General features: G+C 70.7%; 15 protein-coding genes. 12 read left to right on the plus strand and 3 right to left on the minus strand.

The window, feature by feature from the left end:
* Positions 1-127: 127 nt before the first annotated feature.
* The gene (locus tag SYV04_RS08300) at positions 128-2,614 is read left to right on the plus strand and encodes a sensor histidine kinase (RefSeq protein WP_321545101.1); all 2,487 of its coding nucleotides are present in this window, start codon (positions 128-130) and stop codon (positions 2,612-2,614) included.
* Positions 2,615-2,628: 14 nt separating this feature from the next.
* On the opposite strand, the gene SYV04_RS08305 is transcribed toward SYV04_RS08300, so the two are convergent.
* Positions 2,629-4,263 (minus strand): sensor histidine kinase, encoded by a 1,635-nt coding sequence (locus tag SYV04_RS08305; RefSeq protein ID WP_321545102.1) that lies wholly within the window; start codon positions 4,261-4,263, stop codon positions 2,629-2,631.
* Positions 4,264-4,691: 428 nt separating this feature from the next.
* On the opposite strand from SYV04_RS08305, the gene SYV04_RS08310 reads away from it, so the two are divergent.
* From SYV04_RS08310 to SYV04_RS08340, 7 genes are all read left to right on the plus strand, one after another.
* A complete protein-coding gene (locus SYV04_RS08310; RefSeq protein ID WP_321545103.1) occupies positions 4,692-7,586 on the plus strand; it encodes a PAS domain S-box protein in 2,895 nt (964 codons plus the stop codon).
* 112 nt (positions 7,587-7,698) lie between these two features.
* The gene (locus tag SYV04_RS08315; RefSeq protein WP_321545104.1) at positions 7,699-9,111 is read left to right on the plus strand and encodes a vWA domain-containing protein; all 1,413 of its coding nucleotides are present in this window, start codon (positions 7,699-7,701) and stop codon (positions 9,109-9,111) included.
* Positions 9,112-9,126: 15 nt separating this feature from the next.
* Positions 9,127-10,230 (plus strand): hypothetical protein, encoded by a 1,104-nt coding sequence (locus SYV04_RS08320; RefSeq protein WP_321545105.1) that lies wholly within the window; start codon positions 9,127-9,129, stop codon positions 10,228-10,230.
* A 60-nt stretch (positions 10,231-10,290) separates the two neighbouring features.
* Positions 10,291-11,898 carry a hypothetical protein gene (locus SYV04_RS08325; RefSeq protein WP_321545106.1) on the plus strand — a complete coding sequence of 536 codons (1,608 nt, stop codon included), beginning with the start codon at positions 10,291-10,293 and terminating at the stop codon, positions 11,896-11,898.
* Between the two features lie 117 nt (positions 11,899-12,015).
* Positions 12,016-12,621: a hypothetical protein gene (locus SYV04_RS08330; protein ID WP_321545107.1), complete on the plus strand. Its 606-nt coding sequence runs from the start codon at positions 12,016-12,018 to the stop codon at positions 12,619-12,621.
* A 43-nt stretch (positions 12,622-12,664) separates the two neighbouring features.
* Complete coding sequence (locus SYV04_RS08335; RefSeq protein WP_321545108.1) at positions 12,665-13,456, plus strand: sterol desaturase family protein; 792 nt, start codon at positions 12,665-12,667, stop codon at positions 13,454-13,456.
* A 42-nt stretch (positions 13,457-13,498) separates the two neighbouring features.
* Positions 13,499-13,843: a DoxX family membrane protein gene (locus tag SYV04_RS08340; protein ID WP_321545109.1), complete on the plus strand. Its 345-nt coding sequence runs from the start codon at positions 13,499-13,501 to the stop codon at positions 13,841-13,843.
* Between the two features lie 12 nt (positions 13,844-13,855).
* Here the strand turns inward: SYV04_RS08340 and SYV04_RS08345 are convergent, their stop codons facing one another.
* On the minus strand, positions 13,856-14,149 hold the full coding sequence (locus tag SYV04_RS08345; RefSeq protein ID WP_321545110.1) for a hypothetical protein: 294 nt from the start codon (positions 14,147-14,149) through the stop codon (positions 13,856-13,858).
* A 194-nt stretch (positions 14,150-14,343) separates the two neighbouring features.
* Here SYV04_RS08345 and SYV04_RS08350 point away from each other — a divergent pair, with 194 nt between their 5' ends.
* The 4 genes from SYV04_RS08350 (at position 14,344) to SYV04_RS08365 (ending at position 20,534) form a co-directional block, all read left to right on the plus strand.
* Complete coding sequence (locus SYV04_RS08350) at positions 14,344-14,730, plus strand: BlaI/MecI/CopY family transcriptional regulator (RefSeq protein WP_321545111.1); 387 nt, start codon at positions 14,344-14,346, stop codon at positions 14,728-14,730.
* Complete coding sequence (locus SYV04_RS08355) at positions 14,727-16,787, plus strand: M56 family metallopeptidase (protein ID WP_321545112.1); 2,061 nt, start codon at positions 14,727-14,729, stop codon at positions 16,785-16,787. The genes SYV04_RS08350 and SYV04_RS08355 overlap by 4 nt, the downstream gene beginning before the upstream one ends.
* 94 nt (positions 16,788-16,881) lie before the next feature.
* Complete coding sequence (locus SYV04_RS08360) at positions 16,882-17,874, plus strand: 4-hydroxy-3-methylbut-2-enyl diphosphate reductase (protein WP_321545113.1); 993 nt, start codon at positions 16,882-16,884, stop codon at positions 17,872-17,874.
* Positions 17,875-17,945: 71 nt separating this feature from the next.
* Entirely contained in the window at positions 17,946-20,534 is a 2,589-nt protein-coding gene (locus tag SYV04_RS08365) for a DUF5916 domain-containing protein (RefSeq protein WP_321545114.1), read from the plus strand.
* A gap of 13 nt (positions 20,535-20,547) precedes the next feature.
* On the opposite strand, the gene SYV04_RS08370 is transcribed toward SYV04_RS08365, so the two are convergent.
* Positions 20,548-21,009, minus strand: a complete 462-nt coding sequence (locus SYV04_RS08370; protein WP_321545115.1) for a hypothetical protein — start codon at positions 21,007-21,009, stop codon at positions 20,548-20,550.
* Positions 21,010-21,026: the final 17 nt, after the last annotated feature.

Raw genomic sequence — 21,026 nt, forward strand, 5'->3', positions numbered from 1 at the left:
CGTTCCCTGTCGCGCCCTCAACGATGGACCCCAGGGTGATGGTCGGCGGAGGGCCGGGAGCGCCCAATCCGTCGGAATGCCCCCGCACTCCGAGCCGCGGACTCTGCCGCCTGACGCCACTCCTCCGTTGGCCATCACCTGGCCCGCGGCGCTCATCGGCCTGACGTTCGGCGTGATGATGGCCTACGTGCCCTACGAGTTCGGCGTGGCCTCGTTCCGGCCCCTCTACCCCTATGTGAGGCAGATAGGCATCACCTACCTGGCCAGCAGCCTGGCCCTGCTGGGTGCCATGCTCTACCCCCACGCGCCCCGCTGGCTGGATGTGCTGGGCCGCCTGGGCTTCATCGCCGTCACCACCGTGTACTGGTGGGTGCTCAATGTCCTCAGCGGCAGCTTCACGGGCACCCTCCTGTATCCCCTGCTCTTCACGGGCCTCGCGCTGGAGGCCCGGCCCGCGATGCGGCGACAGCCGCTGTTCCGCCTCTTCGCCGCCGTCGTTGGCGTGCTGTTCGGCGGGACGATGGTGCTGGCTCCCGAGCGCTTTCCGGCCGCCATCTATTCGCACCTGTCTCCCGTGCTGGAGCTCACGGGCCTGCTCTTCATGGCCTCGGGGTTCGCCCTGCTGCTGCCGCGCAACCCCTCTCGCCCGTGGCTGCCCCGCGCGGCGGCGGGCGCCCTGGCCGTGCCCTTCGGCCTGCTGGCCTGGGCCCTCGGCCGAGGCCACTTCTGGATGGGCATGGCCGTGTACGTCATCCTCGCGCTCGGGTGCGTGGCCGAGGCGGTGACCTGGCGGCCTCGCGCGCCTCGCACCGTGGGCTGGAAGCTGCTGCGCGGCCTGGCCTTCGCGGGCCTGGTGCCGCTGCTCGCGCTGGGGGGGCTCGCCTCGTTCCTTGCCCAGCGCGCCATCGAGGCCCAGGTGCGCGACGACACGGTGCGCGCGGCCTTGAGCGAGGCGGACTTCCTGCGGCGCCACGTGGAGGCCTCGCGCGAGGCCCTGCTGCTGCTGCGCGACTCTCCGGGCTTCAGCGCCGCCTTCGCCCAGGGGGATCGCGCCCAGCTCGAGCCCTACCTGTCCAACTTCGCCTCGCACAAGAGAAGCTTCGACGCCATCCTCGCCCTGGATGCGCGAGGCTCGGTGCTGGCCAGCTCCTCCTCGAGCCCGGAAGGACTCCGCGTCCTGCCGCTGCTGGGCCCCGGCACCACCGTCTCTCCTCCCTTCATGGGCCCGGGTCGTCGCCCTCAAGTCGCCGTGCCCTTGCCCCTCACCGTGGGCGGCGAGCACCAGGGACTGCTGGTGGCACTGCTGTCGCTGGAGCGGCTGTCATCGGCCCCCTCTCCGACCGCCAAGCGCTTCCGAGTGCAGGTGCTGGACCGGCGCACCCTGCGGGTGCTGCGCGATACCACGGGGGGAGCCCCGCTGCTGAGCGAGGCCCGGCTGCCCACACCCCTGGCCGCGGCGGTGGCCCACTCGGGCCTCCGGGCGCTGGAGGCCTTCGACGCGGGGGACCGTCACATCCTCGGCGCCGCCGCGCCCGTGCCCAATACTCCCTGGAGCGTGGTGGTTACCCAGGAGCTGAACGTGGCCTATGCCGCCATCACCGAGATGAGCGCCGCGGTCGTGGGGCTGCTGGTGTCGGGGGTGCTGCTGGCGCTGGCGCTCTCGCAGGTGGTGGCCCGGGATGTCATCTGCCGCCTGACGGCGCTGCGCGAGGCCACCGCCGCGCTGGCCGCTGGTGACGTAGAGCGGCGCGTGGAGGCCGAGGAGGATGACGAGCTGGGCGAGCTGGCCGCCGGCTTCAACGAGATGGTGGCTCGCATCGGCACCGCCCAGGCGGAGCTGCGCGAGGCCGTACGCACCCGCGAGGAGTTCCTCTGCGTGGCCAGCCATGAGCTGCGCACCCCGCTCACGCCCCTCAAGGGCTTCGCCAGCCTCACGCTGCAGCGGCTGGAGAAGTGCGCGGACTTCCCCGAGCGCGAGTGGCTGCTCAAGGCCCTGCGCTCCATGTCCCGGCAGACCCAGCGGCTGGGACGGCTGGTGGATGATCTGCTCGACACGGCCCGCATCCAGTCCGGGCGCCTGGAGCTGAACTGCCAGCCGGTGGATCTGCTCCCCGTGGTGCATGAGGTGCTCGAGCGCTTCGAGCCCCGTGGCTCCCAGGGGCTGCGCTTCGAGCTCGAGCCCCCGCCCGGCTCGCTCCAGGGTGTCTGGGACGAGGCGCGGTTGGATCAGGTGCTCACCAACCTGCTCAGCAACGCCGTGCGCTACTCACCGCAGGGCGGCACCGTGCGCATCTCCTTCGACCTGAGCTCCTCCCACGTGGAGCTGCGCGTGCGTGACGAAGGCATCGGCATTCCTCCGGAGAGCGTGACGCGGCTGTTCCACCCCTTCTGCCGCGCCTCCAACGCCACCCCTCGCCACTTCGGAGGGCTCGGCCTGGGCCTGTTCATCTGCCGGGAGATCATCGAGCGCCATGGCGGCACCATCTGGGCCGAGAGCCCTGGCCCCCAGCAGGGCAGCTGCTTCCACGTCCGGCTGCCGCGCGTGGCGCCCCGCGCACCTTCGCCGCCGCCGGAGACATCCTCCTCGTCCGGCACCGCCTCCCGGGCGGCGTGAGGGCTCGAGGCCTCTCAGCGCACCGAGGGTACCGGCAGCGCGCCGCGGGGCAGCTCCAGCGTGAAGGTCGAGCCCTGGCCCGGCTGGCTGGAGACGCGCACCGTGCCGCCGAACGCCTCGACGATCTGCCGGGTGATGTAGAGCCCCAGCCCCAGACCGCCGTAGTGCCGATCACTCACCGCTCGCTCGAAGCGCTCGAAGATGCGCCCCAGGTCCTCCTCCGCGATGCCGATGCCCTGGTCCCGCACCGTCAGCCGCGCCCGCTCGCCGTCCTCCTCCACCCGCACCACCACCGGCCGCCCCGCCCCGTACTTGATGGCGTTGGACAACAGGTTCGTCACCACCTGCTCCACCCGCAGCCGGTCCCACCGGCCGAACACCGGCTCCGGCGCGTGCAGCTCCAGCGCACAGCCCAACTGCGCCGCCGAGGGCGCGAAGCGAGACAGCAGCTCGGCCGCCACCGAGGCCAGGTCCAGCTCCTCCAGCTCCAGCCGCAGCCGGCCCGCGGTGATGCGCGAGACATCCAGCAGGTTGTCCACCAGGTCCGTCAGCTTGCGCACCTGCCGCAGCGACACATCCAGCGCCTCGGAGATGCGCTCGGCCGACAGCGGCTCGCCCTCCAGCCGCGCCCCGTTCACCTGGCGCTGGAGCATCTGCAGCTTCAGCCGCAGCGGCGTGAGCGGCGTCTTCAGCTCGTGGCTGGCGATGCCGAGGAACTCGTCGCGCAGGCGCACCGCCGCCTGGGCCTCGCCGTAGAGTCGGGCGTTGTCAACCGCCGCCACCGCGCGCCGGGACAGCTCCTCCACCATCTCCAGGTCTTCCGAGCCGTAGCGCCGCCCCGGCTCCGAGGTCGCGAAGGTGAACAGCCCCACCGCCTGCCCGCGCGAGCGCATGGGGACGAGCATCAGCGAGCGCGCGCCCAACCGCTCCAGGATCGCCTGCTGCTCCGGAGCCCGCGCCATCTGCCGGCGGTGCTCCGCGAGGAAGTCCGGGTAGAGGCGCGACTCGCCCCGCGCCAACGCCTGGAAGAGCGGACTGGCCGCGTCCGTGACGGGCGGGTAGCGCGGGGCCTCGCGCAAGAGCGCCTCGCGCTCGCTGTCCCGGTGCGCGGCGGCCACTCGCCGAAAGGAGCCGTCCTCCTGCAGCACATCCACGAGGCACCAGGTGGCCACCGAGCTCGCCGCCAGGTGCGCCACCCCCGTGAGGATGGCATCCGGCTCGGCGCCCACCTCGGCCAGCTCGCGGCTGGCATCCGAGAGGAAGCGCAGCGCCTCCTCAGCCCGGCGCCGCGGCGTGAGGTCCTGCACCATCACCAGCAGCCGCTCGGGCGCCTCCAGCCCCATCACCGCCAGCGACACCGGCACCCGCGCGCTGTCGGCGCGCACGTACTCCGTCTCCAGCGGCCCGGCGGTCCCCCACCGGCGCAGCATGTCCACCGCCTGCGCGCCCGCGGAGGGCGTCTCGGGCGCAGCCAGCGCGTCCCACTGCACCCCGCCCGCCTCCACCTCCTCGCGCGAGAGGCCCGCGAGGCGCAGGAACGCATCATTGGCGTCCAGCACTCTGCCCGCACCATCCGTGACGAGCAGCGCCGGCAACGGCACGCGCAGCAGGCGCCGCACCAGGGCCTCCGCGCCTTCCTGCGCGCTCAAGGCACTCCGGGCAGGCTCCAGCTCCCCCTCCGCGTCAGGCGCGTCGGGGTTGGAATCCTCTGCTTCTGTCGCTGACGCGTCGGCCTCTACCGAAGCAGCCAGGGCGCGATTCAAGGCCATCCGCACGTTCCCCACCGGGGCTGCATCTTGCTCGACAACCCAGGGGTTCCGAAAGTCACCCCTGAGTCTCATATCACCCGCCGTGCATGCTCGACACCCACCCCGGCCGACATGCCTTCATGCCAGGGCTCGCTCTCCCGCATGCCATGCTGCGCCGGCGGCTCCCGCTTCTCTTCACTTGCCGCCACCGCGCTTCTCGGGGGACGTTTCGCCGCGGACAGCATGCGGCGCGTCATACGGGGGTGTGCAGCCGCTGCTCCTGGAATTCATGGAATAATGGTGCTCCGCCTCCGAGGCCTTCACGCGCGATGTCTCCGGTCACTTCCGAGTCCAGCCCCAGCGAGCGCCTCCACCAGCAGATCATCGACAGCCTCAAGGAGGTGGTGTTCCAGACGGACACCCAGAGGCGGTGGACGTTCCTCAACCCCGCCTGGGCGGAGCTGACGGGCTTCAGCCCCGAGGAGAGCCTGGGACGCGACGCCTTCGAGGCGCTGCACCCGGACGACCTTCCGAGCAACCGAGAGCTGTTCCGGGAGTTGCTCGCGGGCCAGCGCGAGCACTGCCGGCACGAGGTGCGCTGCCTGCGGCGCGACGGGAGCTTCCGCTGGGCGGAGGTGTACGTCCGGCAGATGCTGGATGAGGCCGGCCGCGTGGTGGGCACGTGTGGAACGCTCACGGACGTGAGCGAGCGTCGCAGCACCCGCGAGGCGCTGGAGCGACGCGAGCGCTACCTCACCGCGCTGGTGGAGATGCAGCAGCGGCTGCTGGCCGTCGCGCACGACGAGAATCCTTATAAGGATGTGCTGGAGCCCATCGGCCGGGCCTCGGGCGCCAGCCGCGTCTACGTATTCGAGGTACACAAGGGCGAGAGCGGGCAGCTGTTGATGAGCCAGCGCTCCGAGTGGTGCGCCCCCGGGGTGAAGCCGGAGATCGGCAACCCGCAGCTCCAGGGCCTGCCCCTCGAACCGGACCTCCGTCGCTGGGGCGAGCTGCTCTCGCGCGGCGAGGTGGTGACGGGCCTGGTGCGGAACTTTCCCCAGGCGGAGCGCGACATCCTCGAACCGCAAGGCGTCCTGTCCCTGCTGGTGCTGCCGCTGCGCGTCAACGACACGTGGGCGGGCTTCATCGGCTTCGACAACTGCGACGAAGCGCGGGAGTGGGACCGGCTGGAGGTGGATCTGCTGTCGGCGGCGGCGGGCGCCCTCTCGCTGGAGCTGGAGCACCGCCACTCGGAGAGCGCGCTGCGCGAGCGGGAGAAGCGCTACCGGCAGCTGGCCGAGAACGCCTCGGACATCCAGTACCGCTACCGGCTGGAGGCCCCGCGCGCCTTCGCCTACATCAGCCGCGTGGTGAGCGACCGGCTGGGCTACAGCCCGGAGGAGCACTACGCGGACGCCGAGCTGTGGCGGCGGCTGGTCCACCCGGGAGATCTACCCTCGCTGCAGCAGCTCCTGGAGGCCCCCCTCCAGCTCGGGGACAAGCCGGTGGTGCTGCGCTTCACCGCGCGCAACGGGCGCACCCGGTGGCTGGAGCACTCGGTGGCCCCGGTGCGCGACAGCGGCGGTCGGGTGGTGCTGGTGGAGGGCATCGCCCGGGACATCACCGAGCGGCGCGAGGTGGAAGAGGCCCTGAAGCTGTCGGAGGCCAGCTTCCGCATCCTGCTCGAGGGCGTGCCGGACGCGTCGGCCATCCAGCGCGAGGGGCGCATCGTCTACGCCAACATGGCGCTCGTCACCACGCTGGGCTTCGATCGGCCCGAGCAGTTGGTGGGCCGCTCGCTCTCGCACTTCATCGAAGACGACATCGAGGCCATCCCCGGCCCTCCGCCGGACCCGAGCGGCATCAAGGGAATGATTTCCGGCGAGCGGCGGCTGGTGCGCCGAGACGGCAAGGCGCGCGTCGCGGAGCTCGTCTCGCTGCCCCTGCTCTTCGATGGAGAGCCCGCCGTGGTCACCATCGCCCGGGATGTGACCGAGCAGCGTCAGTTCCAGGCGCGGCTGGCGCAGGCGGACCGGCTCGCCTCGGTGGGGACGCTGGCCTCGGGCATCGCCCACGAGATCAACAACCCGCTGGCCTTCGTCATCGCCAACCTGGGCTTCCTGTCCGAGGAGATGCGCCGCAGCCAGCTGTCGCTGGAGAGCGCCCATGCCAATGGGACGAGCGCCTCGAGCGGCCCCAGGCAGCGCCAGCGCTCGGAGACGGAGCTGGCGGAGTGGCAGGAGGTGCTCAGCGAGGCGTACCAGGGCGCCGAGCGGGTCCGCCAGGTGGTCCGCGAGCTGCGCACCCTCTCGCGCCCAGACGATGAGCGCCTCTCGCCGGTGGACGTCCACCAGGTGCTCGACTCGGTGGTGACGATGGCGGCCAATGAAATCCGCCACCGCGCCGAGCTGCACCGCGACTACGGCACCGTGCCCCAGGTGATGGCGAACGAGGGCCGGCTGTCCCAGGTGTTCCTCAACCTGGTGGTGAACGCCGCGCAGGCCATCCCCGAGGGCGACGCGCACCACAACGCCATCCGGCTCGTCACCCGGCGGCTGGACATGAGCCGCGTCGTCATCGAGGTGCAGGACACCGGCTCGGGGATTCCGCGCGAGGCGCTCAGCCGCATCTTCGATCCGTTCTTCACCACCAAGCCGATGGGCGTGGGCACGGGGCTGGGGCTGTCCATCTGCCACGGCATCATCACCAACATGGGCGGGGAGATCTCCGTCGAGAGCGAGCCGGGCAAGGGCACCACCTTCCGCGTGGTGCTGCCGTCGCTCGACCCCCGGCCGCAGCAGCGCCCCCAGGTGGCGACGACTCCCGTCCCCGTGGAGGCACGCCGCGGGCATGTGCTGGTGGTGGATGACGAGCCCGGGGTGGGCAAGGTGCTGCGGCGCATCCTCAAGGAGCATGAGGTGGAGGTGGCCGCCGGCGGACGCCAGGCGCTGGAGCGGCTGCAGAGCGAGCCGGACCTCTTCGACGCGGTGCTGTGCGACGTGATGATGCCGGACTTCGGCGGCAAGGACCTGTACGAGGCGGTGCGGCGCACCCACTCCGGGCTGGAGCGGCGCTTCATCTTCGTCTCCGGTGGCGCCTTCACCGCCAACGCCCGCGAGTTCCTGGAGGCCATCCCCAACCCGAAGCTGGAGAAGCCCTTCAACGAGCCCGCGCTGCGGCAGATCGTCCAGGACCTGGTGAGCCGGCGACCCTCCCCCCGTTGACCGATACCGCGAGGGGCGTGGAACTGGGACTGTCCTCCCGCTGTCCGATGCGGCGGGGCGGCAAAGCCCCTTAACCTGCGCCTCACCCGCCCCCCTTTAGAGGTGTGTCTTCATGAACCGCACCACCCTGCTGCTGTCCGCCGCCGGACTGCTCGCGCTCACCGCCCTGGCGCTGGGCCTGCCCAAGCCCCCGCCCGTCACCGACACCACCCACACCGTTGCCCAGCCCGACGAGCAGGCGGCCACGCGGGTGCTGCCCGTGGTGACTTCGGGAGCGGGCGCGCTGACGCTGGAGGGCAAGCTGTCCGGCGAGTGGGTGCAGTCGGGGCCCAGCGAGGCGTTCGCCGTGCTGGAGATGAAGGCCCACCACGCCCAGGAGCGGCGCCGGGTGCCGGTGAACATGGCGCTCGTCATCGATCGCTCCGGCTCCATGCGCGGGCAGAAGCTGGATGACGCCAAGCGCGCCGCGCGCGAGTTCGTCCTGCGCGTCACCGAGGGGGACCGGCTGGCGCTGGTCCACTACGGCACCAACGTCACCACCTACCCCAGCACCCTCATGAACGAGGAGGAGCGGCAGCGCATGCTCCAGTTCGTGGACGCCATCGAGGATGACGGCTCCACCAACATGAGCGGCGGCCTGGAGGCGGCGGCCCAGCAGCTTCGCCCCTACGTGGGCCAGTTCCGCGTCAGCCGCGCCATCCTCCTGAGCGACGGGCAGCCCACCGCCGGCGTGGTTCGCGAGGAGGAGCTCACCGCCCTGGCGCGCACGCTGCGCACCGGCGGCATCGCCGTGAGCGCCCTGGGCGTGGGCGAGGACTTCAACGAGAACCTCATGCAGGGCATCGCCGAGCAGGGCGGCGGCTTCACCGGCTTCCTCAACTCCAGCCAGCTGGCCGAGGTGTTCAACCGCGAGTTGGAGCAGGCCACCGGCACCGTGGCGCGCGGGGTGGAGGCGCGCCTGGAGCTGCCCCCGCAGGTGGTGCAGGCCGAGGTGATGGGCGCCAACACCATTCGCGAGGGCCGCATCGTGCGCGTGCCGCTGTACGACATGGCCGGCGGCCAGTCGGCGCGCATGGTGGTGAAGCTGACGCTGGACACCCAGCCGTCCGAGCAGGCGCTCGAGCTGCTGTCCGCCTCGGTGCATTACATCGACGTGGAGAAGGACCGGCCGGCCGAGGCCCGGGTGGCGCTGCTGGCGCGCTCCACCGAGGACGCCGCCGTGGTGCGGGCCAACCTGGACAAGGATGTGCGCGTCCACGCGGTGCGGGCGCTGGGCACCCAGCAGATGCGCGCGGCGGCCGAGGAGATGAAGCGCGGCAACCGCGCCGCGGCCCTGGGATTCATGGACAACGCTCGCACGCTCTTCGGCACGTCGCCCTCGGCGCTCGCAGGGGACATTGCGGACCTGGACCAGACTCGGGCAGCCTATGAGAACGCGCAGAGCGAGGGCGAGCAGAAGCAGAACGCCCGGCAGCTCCAGCGCAAGACGATGAAGAGCTTCGGCTACAACAACAGCTACGAGTAACCCAGGACCGACCCCATGGCCTTCTCCCTGCAACTGCTCCACCGCGAGGACTTCGAAGGGCGCACGCTGCGCGCGCTCGCGGGAGGAGCGGCCGTGGGCGTCGTGGCGGCGCTGGGCGAACGCTTCGGCATCCCCATCAACCCGGGCTTCGCGGTGGTGGCGGCGGCGCTGGCCGGCGCTCGGCCCGTGCTGGGCTACAGCGCGGCGCTGCGGCTCAGCCTGGCGGTGCTGCCCACCCTGCCCTACTTCTTCGACGGCACGGCGCCGGTGCCCCAGGCCTTCTCCGGCGCCATCGCCGCGGGGCTGGTGGGGTGGATCGGCCAGGGCGGCGAGCGGTTCGGCAAGCCCTCGGAGATCATCGCGGGTGCCGTGGCCTCCGGGGCGCTGGTGCCGCTGGGCATGTACGTGCAGCAGGTGATGGACGCGCGCTTCTTCCCCAACGGAGGGCTCTTGGGCGCGCTGCTGGGCTTCACCGCCGTGGCGCTCTTCTGGAGCGTGGGCACGCTGGCCTCGCATGTGACGTTCCACGTCGACCCGGTGGAGTCTCGCGGCGGCGTGCTGGAGAACACCCTGAGCGGCGAGGCGCTGGAGCTGGTGGGGCGCACCCTCACCCTGTACCGGCAGTGCCGCTCCGTGGCGATGAAGATGGCGCCGGGGGCCGGACGCAACGAGCTGGTGGAGGTGCTGCGCAAGATGGCGCGCGAAGCCTTCACCCTGGCCGAGTCCCACGCGGGCCTGACGGCGCAGCTCCAGTCGGTGGCCCAGGGCGATGTGGATGCGCAGGTGAAGGACCTCCGCACCCGGGCCGCGGCGGCCGAGGACCCCGTGGCGAAGCGGCAACTGGAGCTGGCGGCCTCCTCGCTGGGCGAGGAGCTCAACCGGCTTAATACCCTGTCTCGCAAGCAGGAGCGGCTGCTGGCCCAGCTCCACGCGCAGGTGGCGCTGATGGAGCGCGCGCGCGTGTCCCTGGTGGGCGCGGCGGGCACCGAGGCCAGTGCCAAGGGCGCCCAGGCGGCCCACCTGGCCAAGCGGCTGGCGGCGCTGGGCGAGGACGTTCCTCCCGCGCCCGAGTCGGAGCAGGCCGCGCAGCCCGTCTCCTCCACGCGCGTCTCGAGCTGAAGCGCGCCACGGTGGGGTGACGCACTGCCGGTCCATTGTCAGTGAGAACACGGTGCGCGCATGCTCGCGCCTGCATCCATGGCCGCCCGTCACTGTCCCAATCCCGAGTGCCCCTTCTTCAAGAAGTTCAACGCCCCCGCTGAGTACCGAGAGGGCTTCGAGAGCTGCAGCGACTGCGGGAGCGCCCTGGCCGATGGGCCCGTGCCCACGCTCGCCTCCGCGGTGGCGGTGGCGGTGGCTGACCCGGCCATGGTGGCTCCCGCCGAGGCGGTGACAGGCTCGGGAGAGTTCCTGCGCCCGGCCGCCGTAAGCCTGGTGGCCCTGATCCTCGCCGCCCTGTGTGACCAGGTGCTGCTACCCGGGATTGATCCATCGATCCTGTCGTTGCTCGCGGAGGGCGGTGCGCGCCCCGACAACGCTTCGATGATGATGAGCGTGTTTTCACTGGGGCTGAACCCGTTCCTGTCGGCCTTCGTCCTCGTCGAGTTCGTCGCCTTGCTCATCCCTTCCTGGCGTCGCCTGCGCACGGGCGGGCCCACGGGCCGCGCTCGTCTGCGAACCGCCACCGTGGTACTCGCTGTGGTCTTCGCGTTCGTCCAGGCGTGGGGGATGGGCCGGTTCTACGCGGACTTCGGCTCCGGCCCCGCCTTCGAGGGACAGCCCTTCTTCTCGGGAGAGGGCGCGCTGCCCATTCCTGTCATCATCCTGCTGCTGGCGGGCGCCGTGCTCCTGCTCCATGGGCTCACCGTGGTGGTGGACAAGCGGGGACTCGGCAACGGCTATGCCGTCGTCCTCCTGGGCATGTCGCTGGCCCCCGCTTTCCGCCTCCTGGCTCAGGCCGTGGAGTACATGAGCCTGGGAGTGGTGGACTCCCTCTCCGGGCTCCTGGGGCTGCTCGGCCTCGTCGGGCTCGGCTGGGCCACGGTGAAAATCCTTCGTGGGCAGTTGCCAGGGATGAGCCGTGGTACCGAGCAACCCTCCTGGCTGCCCCTGCCCGCCTCGGGGCTTGCTCCCATCTCCTTCGCCGGAGCGCTGCTGAGCCTGCCCGCGACGCTCGGCACGCTGTTGGGTGTCTCGGAACTGGCCTCGCTGAGCCGGGCGCTGGAGAGCAGCCTCTGGGTCTACTCTCTGGTGTTCTTCGTACTGCTGACGTTGAGCTCCGCCGCTTTCTCGGTGCTCTTCTACTCGCCGCAGCGGGTGGGCGCCGTCTGGGCCGCGCTCACGGCGAAGGATGCCGCGGAGCGACCCGTGGTGCATGGACGCGCGGCACTGCGTACCCGCGAACTGCTGCCCGTAGCGGCGGCGTGGAGTGTGGTGCTCGGGACGATGGCGTGGCTGCCCGCGAGCCTGGCCGGCCCCCTGCTGGCCCTTCCCCTGCCCAGCATGGTCGCCCTGGTGACGGGCGTGGCCATCGCGATGGACCTGGTAGAGGAGGCGCGCAAGCGCCGTGAAGCGACTTGGGTACCCGTGTGGCCCGTACACCGGAGCTACGAGGTGGAGCCGGCGATTGTCGCGCTCTCGGCGGCGGGCATTCCCGCCTGGGCGCGCGGGGTACACGCACGGACCCTGCTGCAGTTCTTCGGGCCCTACTTCTCCATCGATCTGATGGTGCCTCCGGAGCGGACCGCTGAGGCCCGTACCCTGCTGGAGAAGGCCCAGCAGGCATAGCATTTACCCCTATGACGATGGGGCAGCACCGGGGACGAACTCCAACCTGGAGCTGCATGGCAGGCGAATGGCGGAGGAGTTCTTCCGGATGATCAGCTTCTGAGCGCGGAGCAGGGCGTGAGCCAGGTCAACCTCGAAGACAGGGAGCTCACGAACGAGCGGCTGGAACTGGGCTCCGGGACCACCTACTTCCTGGGGCCGAACCTGACGCTCAAGAACTGCACCCTCGTTCTGAAGGTGTCCTCGAGAAGCCTGATCGTTCCTCAAGCACGGTTCATCGACTGCACCCTCGATGTGCGCAAGGAACTGAAGGGCTTTCGTTGGGAGCACGCCATCTTCAAGAGCTGCCGGTTCACCGGGCGCCTGCGTGGCAATGACTTTGGGCGGTGGCCGGACTCCCTGGGAGCACAGGGTGGAATCGAGGATTGCGACTTCACCGGGGCGCACCTGGACGGATGTCGGTTCATCGGCTGTGACACCAGGACCTTGCGCTTCCCTGAGTGGCCTTGCTTTACCCTCCTGGACCCTGGCCAGAGATGGCGCGAGTGGAGCGCGGTTGCGTGGCCTGGGGACATTGGACGTGTCGTGATCCGAGGCTTCGAGGAGTACCCACCCCTGACGGTAGCGGTGACGTACTCGGCCCCGGACCTCGCGAAGCGGAGCGGCACCACCCCAGAAGCCATCAAGGCCACGCTGCAACACCTGGACGGCGTGAAGTACTGACCGAGTTGACCTACACTTCCGCAAGGAAGAAGGAACCTCGCGCATGTCCTGGGCCATCGACTGGCTGCACACCGTTTCCCTGTGGCAGGCGACCGGGGTCTTCCTGATCATCAACGTGCTGGTCGTCGCGCTGACCGTGGCGCTGGGCGAAGGACTGATGCGCCGCTTCGCTCACCGCCGCGTCGCCCCCGAGGCTCCCGCCCTCGAACGCCAGGAACTCGTCCTCGCCTTGGCGTGCGTGCTGATCAACACCGGCGTCACCTTCGCCGGCCTGCTGCTGTGGCGCGCGGGGTGGATCCGCTTCCGGCTCGACTGGGGCCCGCGCGTGCTAGTGGACCTCGCGGTGCTCGTGGCGATGATGGACCTGGGCATGTACCTGCTGCACCGTCTCGCCCACGCGCCCTGGCTCTACGGTTGGCTGCATGCGCCCCACCACCGCTACGAGCGTGCCCGGCCCCTCACCCTCTTCGTCCTCAATCCCCTCGAGGTGCTCGGCTTTGGCTCACTGTGGCTCACCGCCTGCGTCGTCTACGAGGCCTCGTGGGCCGCCATGTTCCTCTACCTCTTCTTCAACACCCTCTGGGGCGTGCTGGGGCACCTCGGGGTGGAGCCCTTTCCGGATGGATGGGTGCGCTGGCCCGTCGCCCGCGCCGTGGCCACCACCACCTTCCATGCCCGGCACCACCTGGACCTGGCCCACCACTACGGCTTCTACACCGTCATCTGGGACCGCCTCTTCGGCACGCTCGCGCCGGACTATGAGGCCTCGTTCGCGCGCTCCCAGGTGGTGACGCCGGATGCGCCCGTCCCAGCCCCCACGCCCCACGCTCAGTGACACCGCGCACGCACGACTCCTCACCCCGCTCCTGGGAATGCCATGACCGATGAGCCCACTCCGCGCGCCTGGCCGGCCCTGACCGGTGAAGCCGCGGGCTATGCCCTGCTGCGCTCCATCCTGGGCCTCAACATCTTCATGCATGGAGCGGTGCGCCTCGCCGTGGGCCCCTCCACCTTCGCCGAGACGATGGCGAAGGGCTTCGTGGACACCCCGTTGCCAGCGCCGCTCGTCTTCGGCACCTCCCTGCGCAGTCAGTGGGACACGCTCGGCACCCAGATGATCTACGTGGCCCTCTATGCCGCCCTGCTGGGCACCGAGCGCTTCAACACGCTCTCCGTGGACGGCTGGCGCCAGCGTCGCGCCGCGTCGACACCGAAGAGCTGAGCCGCCCCGAACTCAGGCCTTCGCGCGACGGCGCCGGCCCCCAAGGCCCGCCGTCGTGGGCGCCACCGAAGCGGGCCGGTTGTGCCACTGCTGCTCGATGCGCGCCTCGATCTCCTCGCGCGTCCGGCGGGCATCCGCCAGGGCCGCGTCGATCTCCTCCCGCACCCGCGAGGCCTGCTCCTGGGCAGCGGCCCGGTACTCCGCGGTCTCCCGACGCACTTGAATCCGTCCCGTGTCGCGCGGGGTGCCCGCCTTGCGCCTGCCCTTCGCCCGCTTCGTTGCCTTGTGGGTGTTCGTCTCCGACATCGACGCCTCCAAGTCCGCTGCTCTCCGAAAGGTGTGCTCGGGCTGTGCCTCGCGGAACCCCCTCCTCCAGGCCACCCCAACCTGCGCCTGGTGGACAGAGGACCAGGCGACACTCCCCATCTACGAAAGCCTTCGTTGACATCTACGAACGACTTCGTATATCTCTCCTGGAGACGATGGGACTCGAGGAAGCCATGAGCGACACGAAGCTGCCGCGCCCCACGGATGCCGAGCTGGCCATCCTCCGGGTGCTCTGGGCGCGCGGGCCTAGCACGGTGCGGGACGTACACGCGTCGCTCCAGGACGGGAGCGGCTACACCACCGTGCTGAAGATGATGCAGATCATGACGGAGAAGGGGCTGGTGGTGCGCGACGAGTCCCAGCGGGCCCACATCTATAGCGCGCGGGCCACGCAGCAGAAGACGCAGCGCCAGCTGGTGACGGATCTGGTGGACCGCGCCTTCGGCGGCTCGCCGGCGCAGCTGGCCATGCAGGCGCTGTCCTCGAAGAAGACTTCCCCCGAGGAGCTGGCCGAGCTGCGGCGACTCCTCGATTCACTGGAGCAGGAGGGAGAGCAATGAGCGGTCTCGTCCTGGAGTCCCTGGGTTGGGCGCTGGTCCACCTGCTGTGGCAGGGTGCGCTCGTGGCGGTGGTGCTGGCGCTGGCGCTGCGCGTGCTCGGACGACGGGCCGCCGCCGCGCGCTACGCCCTGGCCTCTGGCGCACTGGGGATGATGCTCGTGCTCCCCGTGGCCACCTTCTGGCGTCACTCCGCCACGGCGAGCCCTCCGGCCTCCGAGCCCGCCGTCACCTTCGCGCCAGCGACGGCTCCCGCAGTCCACGCCCGGGCTGTCGCGGTGCCTCGAATCAGCCTCGCCGCTCCCGAGCCCCTGCCCGTCTCCGTACCCACTCCCGAGCCCGTGCTGCCGCGTGTCCTCGCGTTCGTCTCCGAGCACATGGCGTGGCTGGTGCTCGCCTGGGGCCTGGGCGTGGCGTTCTCCTCGCTGCGGCTGCTCTCTGGGTGGCTGCGCCTTCGCCGGCAGGTGCGCGAGGCCTCCGCCGCGCCCACGGAGTGGCAGGAGCGCCTCGACACCCTCTCTCGCCGCCTGGGGCTGAAGCGCGCGGTGCGCCTGCTCCAGTCCGCGGCGCTGGATGTGCCCGCGGCCGTGGGCTGGCTGCGCCCCGTGGTGCTGCTGCCCGCCTCCGCGCTCACCGGCCTGTCCGCGCGACAGCTGGAGATGATCCTCGCGCACGAGCTGGCGCACATCCGCCGCTATGACTTCGCGGTGAACCTGGCGCAGACGCTGGTGGAGACGCTCCTCTTCTACCACCCGGCCGTGTGGTGGGTGTCCCACGTCATCCGCGTGGAGCGCGAGCACTGCTGCGACGACATCGCGGCCGGCACCAGCGGCAGCTCCCTGTCCTACGCCCGCGCGCTCACCGCGCTGGAGGAGCTGCGCGTGCTGCCCGCGCTCGCGCCGAGCCCGGCCCTGTCCGCGCTGGGAGGCTCGCTGCCCGAGCGCGTGCGCCGGCTGGTCGTCTCCCCCGCCGCGCGGTGCTCGTCGCGCTGGGTGGCGGGCGCCTCCGTGCTCACCCTGATGAGCAGCCTCGCGGTGGCCGCGCCCATCACCGCGCTCGTGCTGCCGGTCGAGTCCCTGAAGGCCGCCGTCACCGAGCCTCAGCCCTCCACCGCGGAGACGCTGGAGGCCCTGACCGCGCCCTCCGTCATCGCCCCGGTGCCCGCGCCCCAGCCCCCCCCGCTGCCCATGGCCTCTCCCGCGCCCAGGGTCTCGCCCCTGCTTCCCCCCCAGCCCCTGATGGCCGCGAACCCGCGTCCGAACCCGAACCCCAATCCGAACCCGAACCCGAACCCGAATCCCAACCCGCGGCCATTCCAGGACGAGGACGAGGACGAGGTGGATGGGAACACCCGCGTGGGTGACGGCAAGCTGTCGGTGAATCAGCTCGTGGCGCTGAAGGTGGCGGGCGTCACCCCGGACATGGTGGACACGGTGAAGGGGATGGGCATCGACCCCACGGTGCGCAACCTCACCCAGTTCGGCCACGCCGGCATCACCCCCGAGTATGTGAAGGAGATGAACGCCCGCTTCGGCCAGCAGCTGCCCGCCGAGGACCTGGTGAAGCTGAAGCACCTGGGCGTCACCCCCTCCTGGATGGAGATGATGAAGGCCCAGGGCTTCGCGAAGGCGAGCCCCCAGGCCCTGGCCTCCGCGCGCGCGGTGGGCGTGGATGAGGCGTACCTGCGTGGGATGAAGGACGCCGGCTACACGGGCCTGGACCTGGAGACGGTGACGCAGATGCGCGCGGTGGGCGTCAAGCCGGAGACCCTCTCCGAGCTGGCCAAGGCGGGCTACACGAAGCTCGATGCGCACACGGCGGTGCAGCTCCACGCCATGGGCGTCACCCCGAACTACATCCGCGGGCTGCGAGAGGCGGGCATGAAGGATCTGCCCGTCGACGACCTCGTGGAGCTGCGCGCCATGGGCGTGGATGCGGACTTCATCCGCCAGATGCGCGAGGCCGGCCTGGAGTCGCTGACCACCGAGGAGCTGATCCGCCTGCGCGTCAGCGGCATCAGCCCCGACTTCATCCGCGGCATGAAGCAGCCCCGCAAGTAACCCCCTCTTCTCCTCTCTCACGCGTGCTCACGGCCGCGCTCCTGTCAGAGCGCGCGCCGCAGGGCCGCGCCTTGCCCGAAGGAGCCTCAACGCCATGAAGACCTTGCTTCCTCTGTCCCTGCTGTTCGCGGCCCTGCTCCTGGTGGCCGCGCCCGTACACGCCAGCCCCACGCACACCGGCACCTGGACCGCCTCCGTCCGGGAGAAGGAGAGCCAGCTCCAGCTCTCGCTGCACCCGAAGTCCGAGAGGGGCGAGCAGATGAGCATGCCCATCCCGCTGTCGGCCTTCCAGGGCCTGTCCACCTCGGACGGCAGCACGGCGCCGTTCCAGCTTCAGCGCGAGGCGGGCACCTTCCAGTTCGAGGGCCGCTTCAACGAGGGTGACGGCGCAGGTCACTTCCGCTTCGAGCCCAACGAGGCGTACCTCCGCACCATGGCGGGGCTGGGCTACCCGAAGCTCACCCCGGACGAGCACTTCAAGCTGGCCATCTTCGACATCTCCACCGCACGCATCAAGGAGTTGGCGGCGCTCGGCTACAAGGACATCCCCCTCAAGGAGCTGATCGAGGTGGCCATCTTCCAGGTGACGCCCGAGTACATCCGCTCCCTCTCCGCGCTGGGGTACTCGAAGCTGACGCTCAAGCAGTTGGTGAAGACGCGCATCCACCAGGTGACGCCCGAGCGCATCCGCGCGCTGGCGGCCGAGGGCTACAAGGACCTGCCGCTGGAGACGCTGCTGGCCATGAGCATCCACAACGTGTCGCCGGAGTTCATCCGCGAGATGCGCGGCCTGGGCTTCAAGGACCTCCCGGCCGACGAGCTGATCCCCCTGCGCATCCACGGCGTGACTCCCGCGTTCGTCAAGGAGATCGGGGACCTCGGCTTTACCTCCCTCACCCGGAAGCAGCTGGTGGCGTTTCGCATCCACGGGGTGACGCCCGCCTTCATCCGGGAGATGCGCGAGGCGGGTTACCCAAATGTGACGGCCGACGAGCTGGTGAAGCTGCGAATCCACGGTGTGGACTCGGTCTTCGTGCGCTCCGTGTCGGGCGACAAAGGCAAGGGTGACTCGCGCAAGAAACCGTGAAATGGATGGGGCGCTGGCGCGTTCTCGGTGCCGCGTGCCTGAGGAGCGCACGCCCGGGTGGGGGTCACGACGTGAAGACAGTGGGAATGGAAGCGGTGCGTCAGGCCGGAGGGCTGGCGGTGCTGCTGTGCTCCATCGTGGCGGAGGCGGCGGTGGAAGGCCCTGGCCGTGACCAGTTCCTCCGCGCGGCGGCCGCCCGGGGCGACATCCGCACGGACGGCAGGCTGGATGAGCCCGCCTGGGCCGAGGCCCCCGTCTTCGATGCCTTCGTGCAGCGCTTCCCCACCGCCGGAGCCGCCCCCAGCGAGCGCACGGAGCTCCGCATCCTCTATGACTCGGAGCGCGTCTACATCGGCGTCACCGCCCGAGACTCCCAGCCGGCGCTCGTCGACCGGCGCCTGGGCCGCCGCGACAGCACGCTCACCACGGACCTGGTGCAGCTCATCATCGACTCCACGCATGACCACCGCACCGCGTACTCCTTCTCCCTGAGCGCGGGCGGAGTCCAGGGGGATGGGCTCTTCTACGACGACCGCAACTACACCACCGACTGGGACGGGGTGTGGGACGGGGCTACGAGCCACGGGGCGGAGGGCTGGGTGGCCGAGTTCTCCATTCCCCTGTCCCTGCTGCGCTTCCCGGACACCTCGGTGCAGACGTGGGGCTTCTCGGTGCGCCGGCAGATCGCCCGCCTCAACGAGGAGAGCGAGTCGGTGGACAACCCGCGCACCAGCAACGCCAATGTCTCGCGGCTGGGCCACCTCACGGGGCTGGAGGGGCTCCAGTCCCGGAGCGGGGTGGAGCTGGTGCCGTACGTGGCCACGCGCGGGACGATGCGGCCGCAGTTCTCGGACAACGCCCTGCCCTACCCCCGGCTGATGGAACCCACGCTGGATGTGGGGCTGGACTTGAGGGCGGCGCTCACGAGCGAGCTGGCGCTCAACGCCACCTTCAACCCGGACTTCGGGCAGGTGGAGGCGGATGAGCTCATCCTCAACCTGAGCACCTTCGAGGCCTTCTTCCCCGAGAAGCGCACCTTCTTCACACAGGGGATGGAGCTGTTCCAGCCGGTGGGCGGCAGTTTGGAGAACGTGCCCCAGGGGCTCTTCTACTCGCGGCGCATCGGCCTGACGACGCCCATCCTCGGCGCGGCGAAGCTGACGGGCACCCTCACCAAGGGCGTGGAGGTGGGCGTGCTGAACGCGCTCGTCACCGGGCCCTGGCAGGAGCAGGACGAGGAGCGCCCGGACCGGCGCTGGCGCCTGCACTCCACCCGGCCGCTGCACCTGGGCCCCAACAGCTCGCTGCCGGGCACGCCGCAGCCAGCCACCAACTTCCTGGCGGCGGTGGTGCGCGGCTCGGTGGGCGCCAACTCGCGGGTGGGCGGCAGCTTCGCGGCGGCCACGCCCCTGGTGGGCGGGTGTACCGAGGAAGAGGCGGCGCTGGACGAAGAGGACCAGCCAGCCGAGTGCCTCGCCCGGGGCGGACAGGGCGCGGCGATGGACTTCGACTTCAAGACGGCCGACAGCGAGTACGGGGTGCTGGGGCAGGTGGATGCCAGCCGCGTCTCGGACGGGCCGCCCGAGCGCACCAAGGCGGATGGCACGGTGCTGCGCCGGGGCTCCACCGGCTATGGCGGCTACCTGCGCGCGGGCAAGTTCGGTGGGGACGGCTTCCGGTGGGACGTGAGCTACGACTTCTCCTCGCCCACGCTGGACCTGAACGCCACGGGCTTCCAGCAGACGCAGAACGTACACTCGCCCTATGCTTGGCTGCACTACACCCGCCCCAATGGCGCGGGGCCCTTCAAGGGCGTCGAAGTGAACCTCGGCGGGGGCTCGAACTGGACGACGGATGGGCGGGGCGTCAACCGGGGCAGCTGGTTCAACTTCAACGCCGCGGTGGATCTGCCCAGCTTCGACATGGTGGGCGTGGAGACGGGGGCGAACCTGGGCGGCTACGACGTCCGCGAGCTGGACGGCACCGGCATCCCCCTGGAGCGGGAGCACTCGAGCTTCTTCGTCTTCTTCTGGGAGACCAACGGCAAGCGGATGCTCTCGCTCAGCGGCTTCGCGGCGCTGGGCCACCATGACCGGGGCCCCGCTCCGGGCGCGTGGGGCTGGGGCGCCGAGGCGGCCCTGTCGCTGCGTCCGCACCCGGCGCTGGAGACGCGCCTGGAGGTCATCTCCGACCGGACCCCCTTCGCGCCTCGCTTCGTGGAGAACCTGGGGGACCAGCGCTTCCTGCTGGCCAACCTGGAGTCCAACTTCCTGTCCCTCACGCTGCGCCAGCAGTGGGTGCTGCGCCCCAACCTGACGCTGCAGGGCTATGCCCAGCTCTTCAGCGCGTACGGCGTCTATGGCCCCTTCTTCGAGGCCGCCTCGGACGTAGCGCGCACCCCCATCCGCATCTCGAGGATGCGGCCCACCGAGGGCCGGACGGACGAGGACTTCTACGACGTGGCGCTCAACCTCAACGTGGTGCTGCGCTGGGAGTACCGGCTGGGCTCCACGCTCTTCCTCGTCTACTCGCGCTCGCAGCAGGGGCTGGCCACGCCCGAGGGTGCGCGGGTGCCGGCCACGGTGCTGCCGCGGCGGCTGCTCTCCGGGCCCGCCACCGACGCCGTGCTGCTCAAGTGGAGCTATTACTGGCACGCGTGAGCGGCGCGCTCCGTCAGAAGCTGTCGCAGTGGCCCTTCAGCAGGGTGCGCGGACCGTTCATCGAGGCGGCATGATCCACCAGCCGGCGGCTGAGCCGGTCGCGTGCCTGCGCATCTTCCTCCGGGCGCTTGTCCGGGCGCGACCGGTACGCGGACGCCAGCTGGGCGTAGTGCTCGGAGAGGCTCTCCAACTGGGTGCGGTAGGAGTCCATCGCCATGCGCAGCGAGGCGTCTCGAATCTCGAGGCCGCGCAGCTCCTCGGAGAGCTCGCGCAGCCGCCGCGCGTGCCGCGCACAGGCGTGCGGATCCAACACGTGGCGCGGCGCCTCCTCGGTGATGCGCTGCTCCTCCAGCACCCGCGTGTGGACGGTGGCGCAGAGATCCGAGCGCACGGTGCTGCAGGCGAGCACCCCACTGAGCAGCAGCGCGCCCAGACTCCCGAGTCGCGCGAGGACACTCCTTCGGCGAGACGACACGCCACGGCTCCGCATGG

Source organism: Hyalangium ruber (genome assembly GCF_034259325.1).
GTDB lineage: Bacteria > Myxococcota > Myxococcia > Myxococcales > Myxococcaceae > Hyalangium_A > Hyalangium_A rubrum.

What these genes read in the sequence shown, in the direction of transcription:
- SYV04_RS08310 (WP_321545103.1), top strand. Translation starts at nt 4,692, where the DNA reads ATGTCTCCGGTCACTTCCGAGTCCAGCCCCAGCGAGCGCCTCCACCAG.
- SYV04_RS08315 (WP_321545104.1), top strand. Translation starts at nt 7,699, where the DNA reads ATGAACCGCACCACCCTGCTGCTGTCCGCCGCCGGACTGCTCGCGCTC.
- SYV04_RS08320 (WP_321545105.1), top strand. Translation starts at nt 9,127, where the DNA reads ATGGCCTTCTCCCTGCAACTGCTCCACCGCGAGGACTTCGAAGGGCGC.
- SYV04_RS08325 (WP_321545106.1), top strand. Translation starts at nt 10,291, where the DNA reads ATGCTCGCGCCTGCATCCATGGCCGCCCGTCACTGTCCCAATCCCGAG.
- SYV04_RS08335 (WP_321545108.1), top strand. Translation starts at nt 12,665, where the DNA reads ATGTCCTGGGCCATCGACTGGCTGCACACCGTTTCCCTGTGGCAGGCG.
- SYV04_RS08340 (WP_321545109.1), top strand. Translation starts at nt 13,499, where the DNA reads ATGACCGATGAGCCCACTCCGCGCGCCTGGCCGGCCCTGACCGGTGAA.
- SYV04_RS08345 (WP_321545110.1), bottom strand. Translation starts at nt 14,149, where the DNA reads ATGTCGGAGACGAACACCCACAAGGCAACGAAGCGGGCGAAGGGCAGG.
- SYV04_RS08350 (WP_321545111.1), top strand. Translation starts at nt 14,344, where the DNA reads ATGAGCGACACGAAGCTGCCGCGCCCCACGGATGCCGAGCTGGCCATC.
- SYV04_RS08355 (WP_321545112.1), top strand. Translation starts at nt 14,727, where the DNA reads ATGAGCGGTCTCGTCCTGGAGTCCCTGGGTTGGGCGCTGGTCCACCTG.
- SYV04_RS08360 (WP_321545113.1), top strand. Translation starts at nt 16,882, where the DNA reads ATGAAGACCTTGCTTCCTCTGTCCCTGCTGTTCGCGGCCCTGCTCCTG.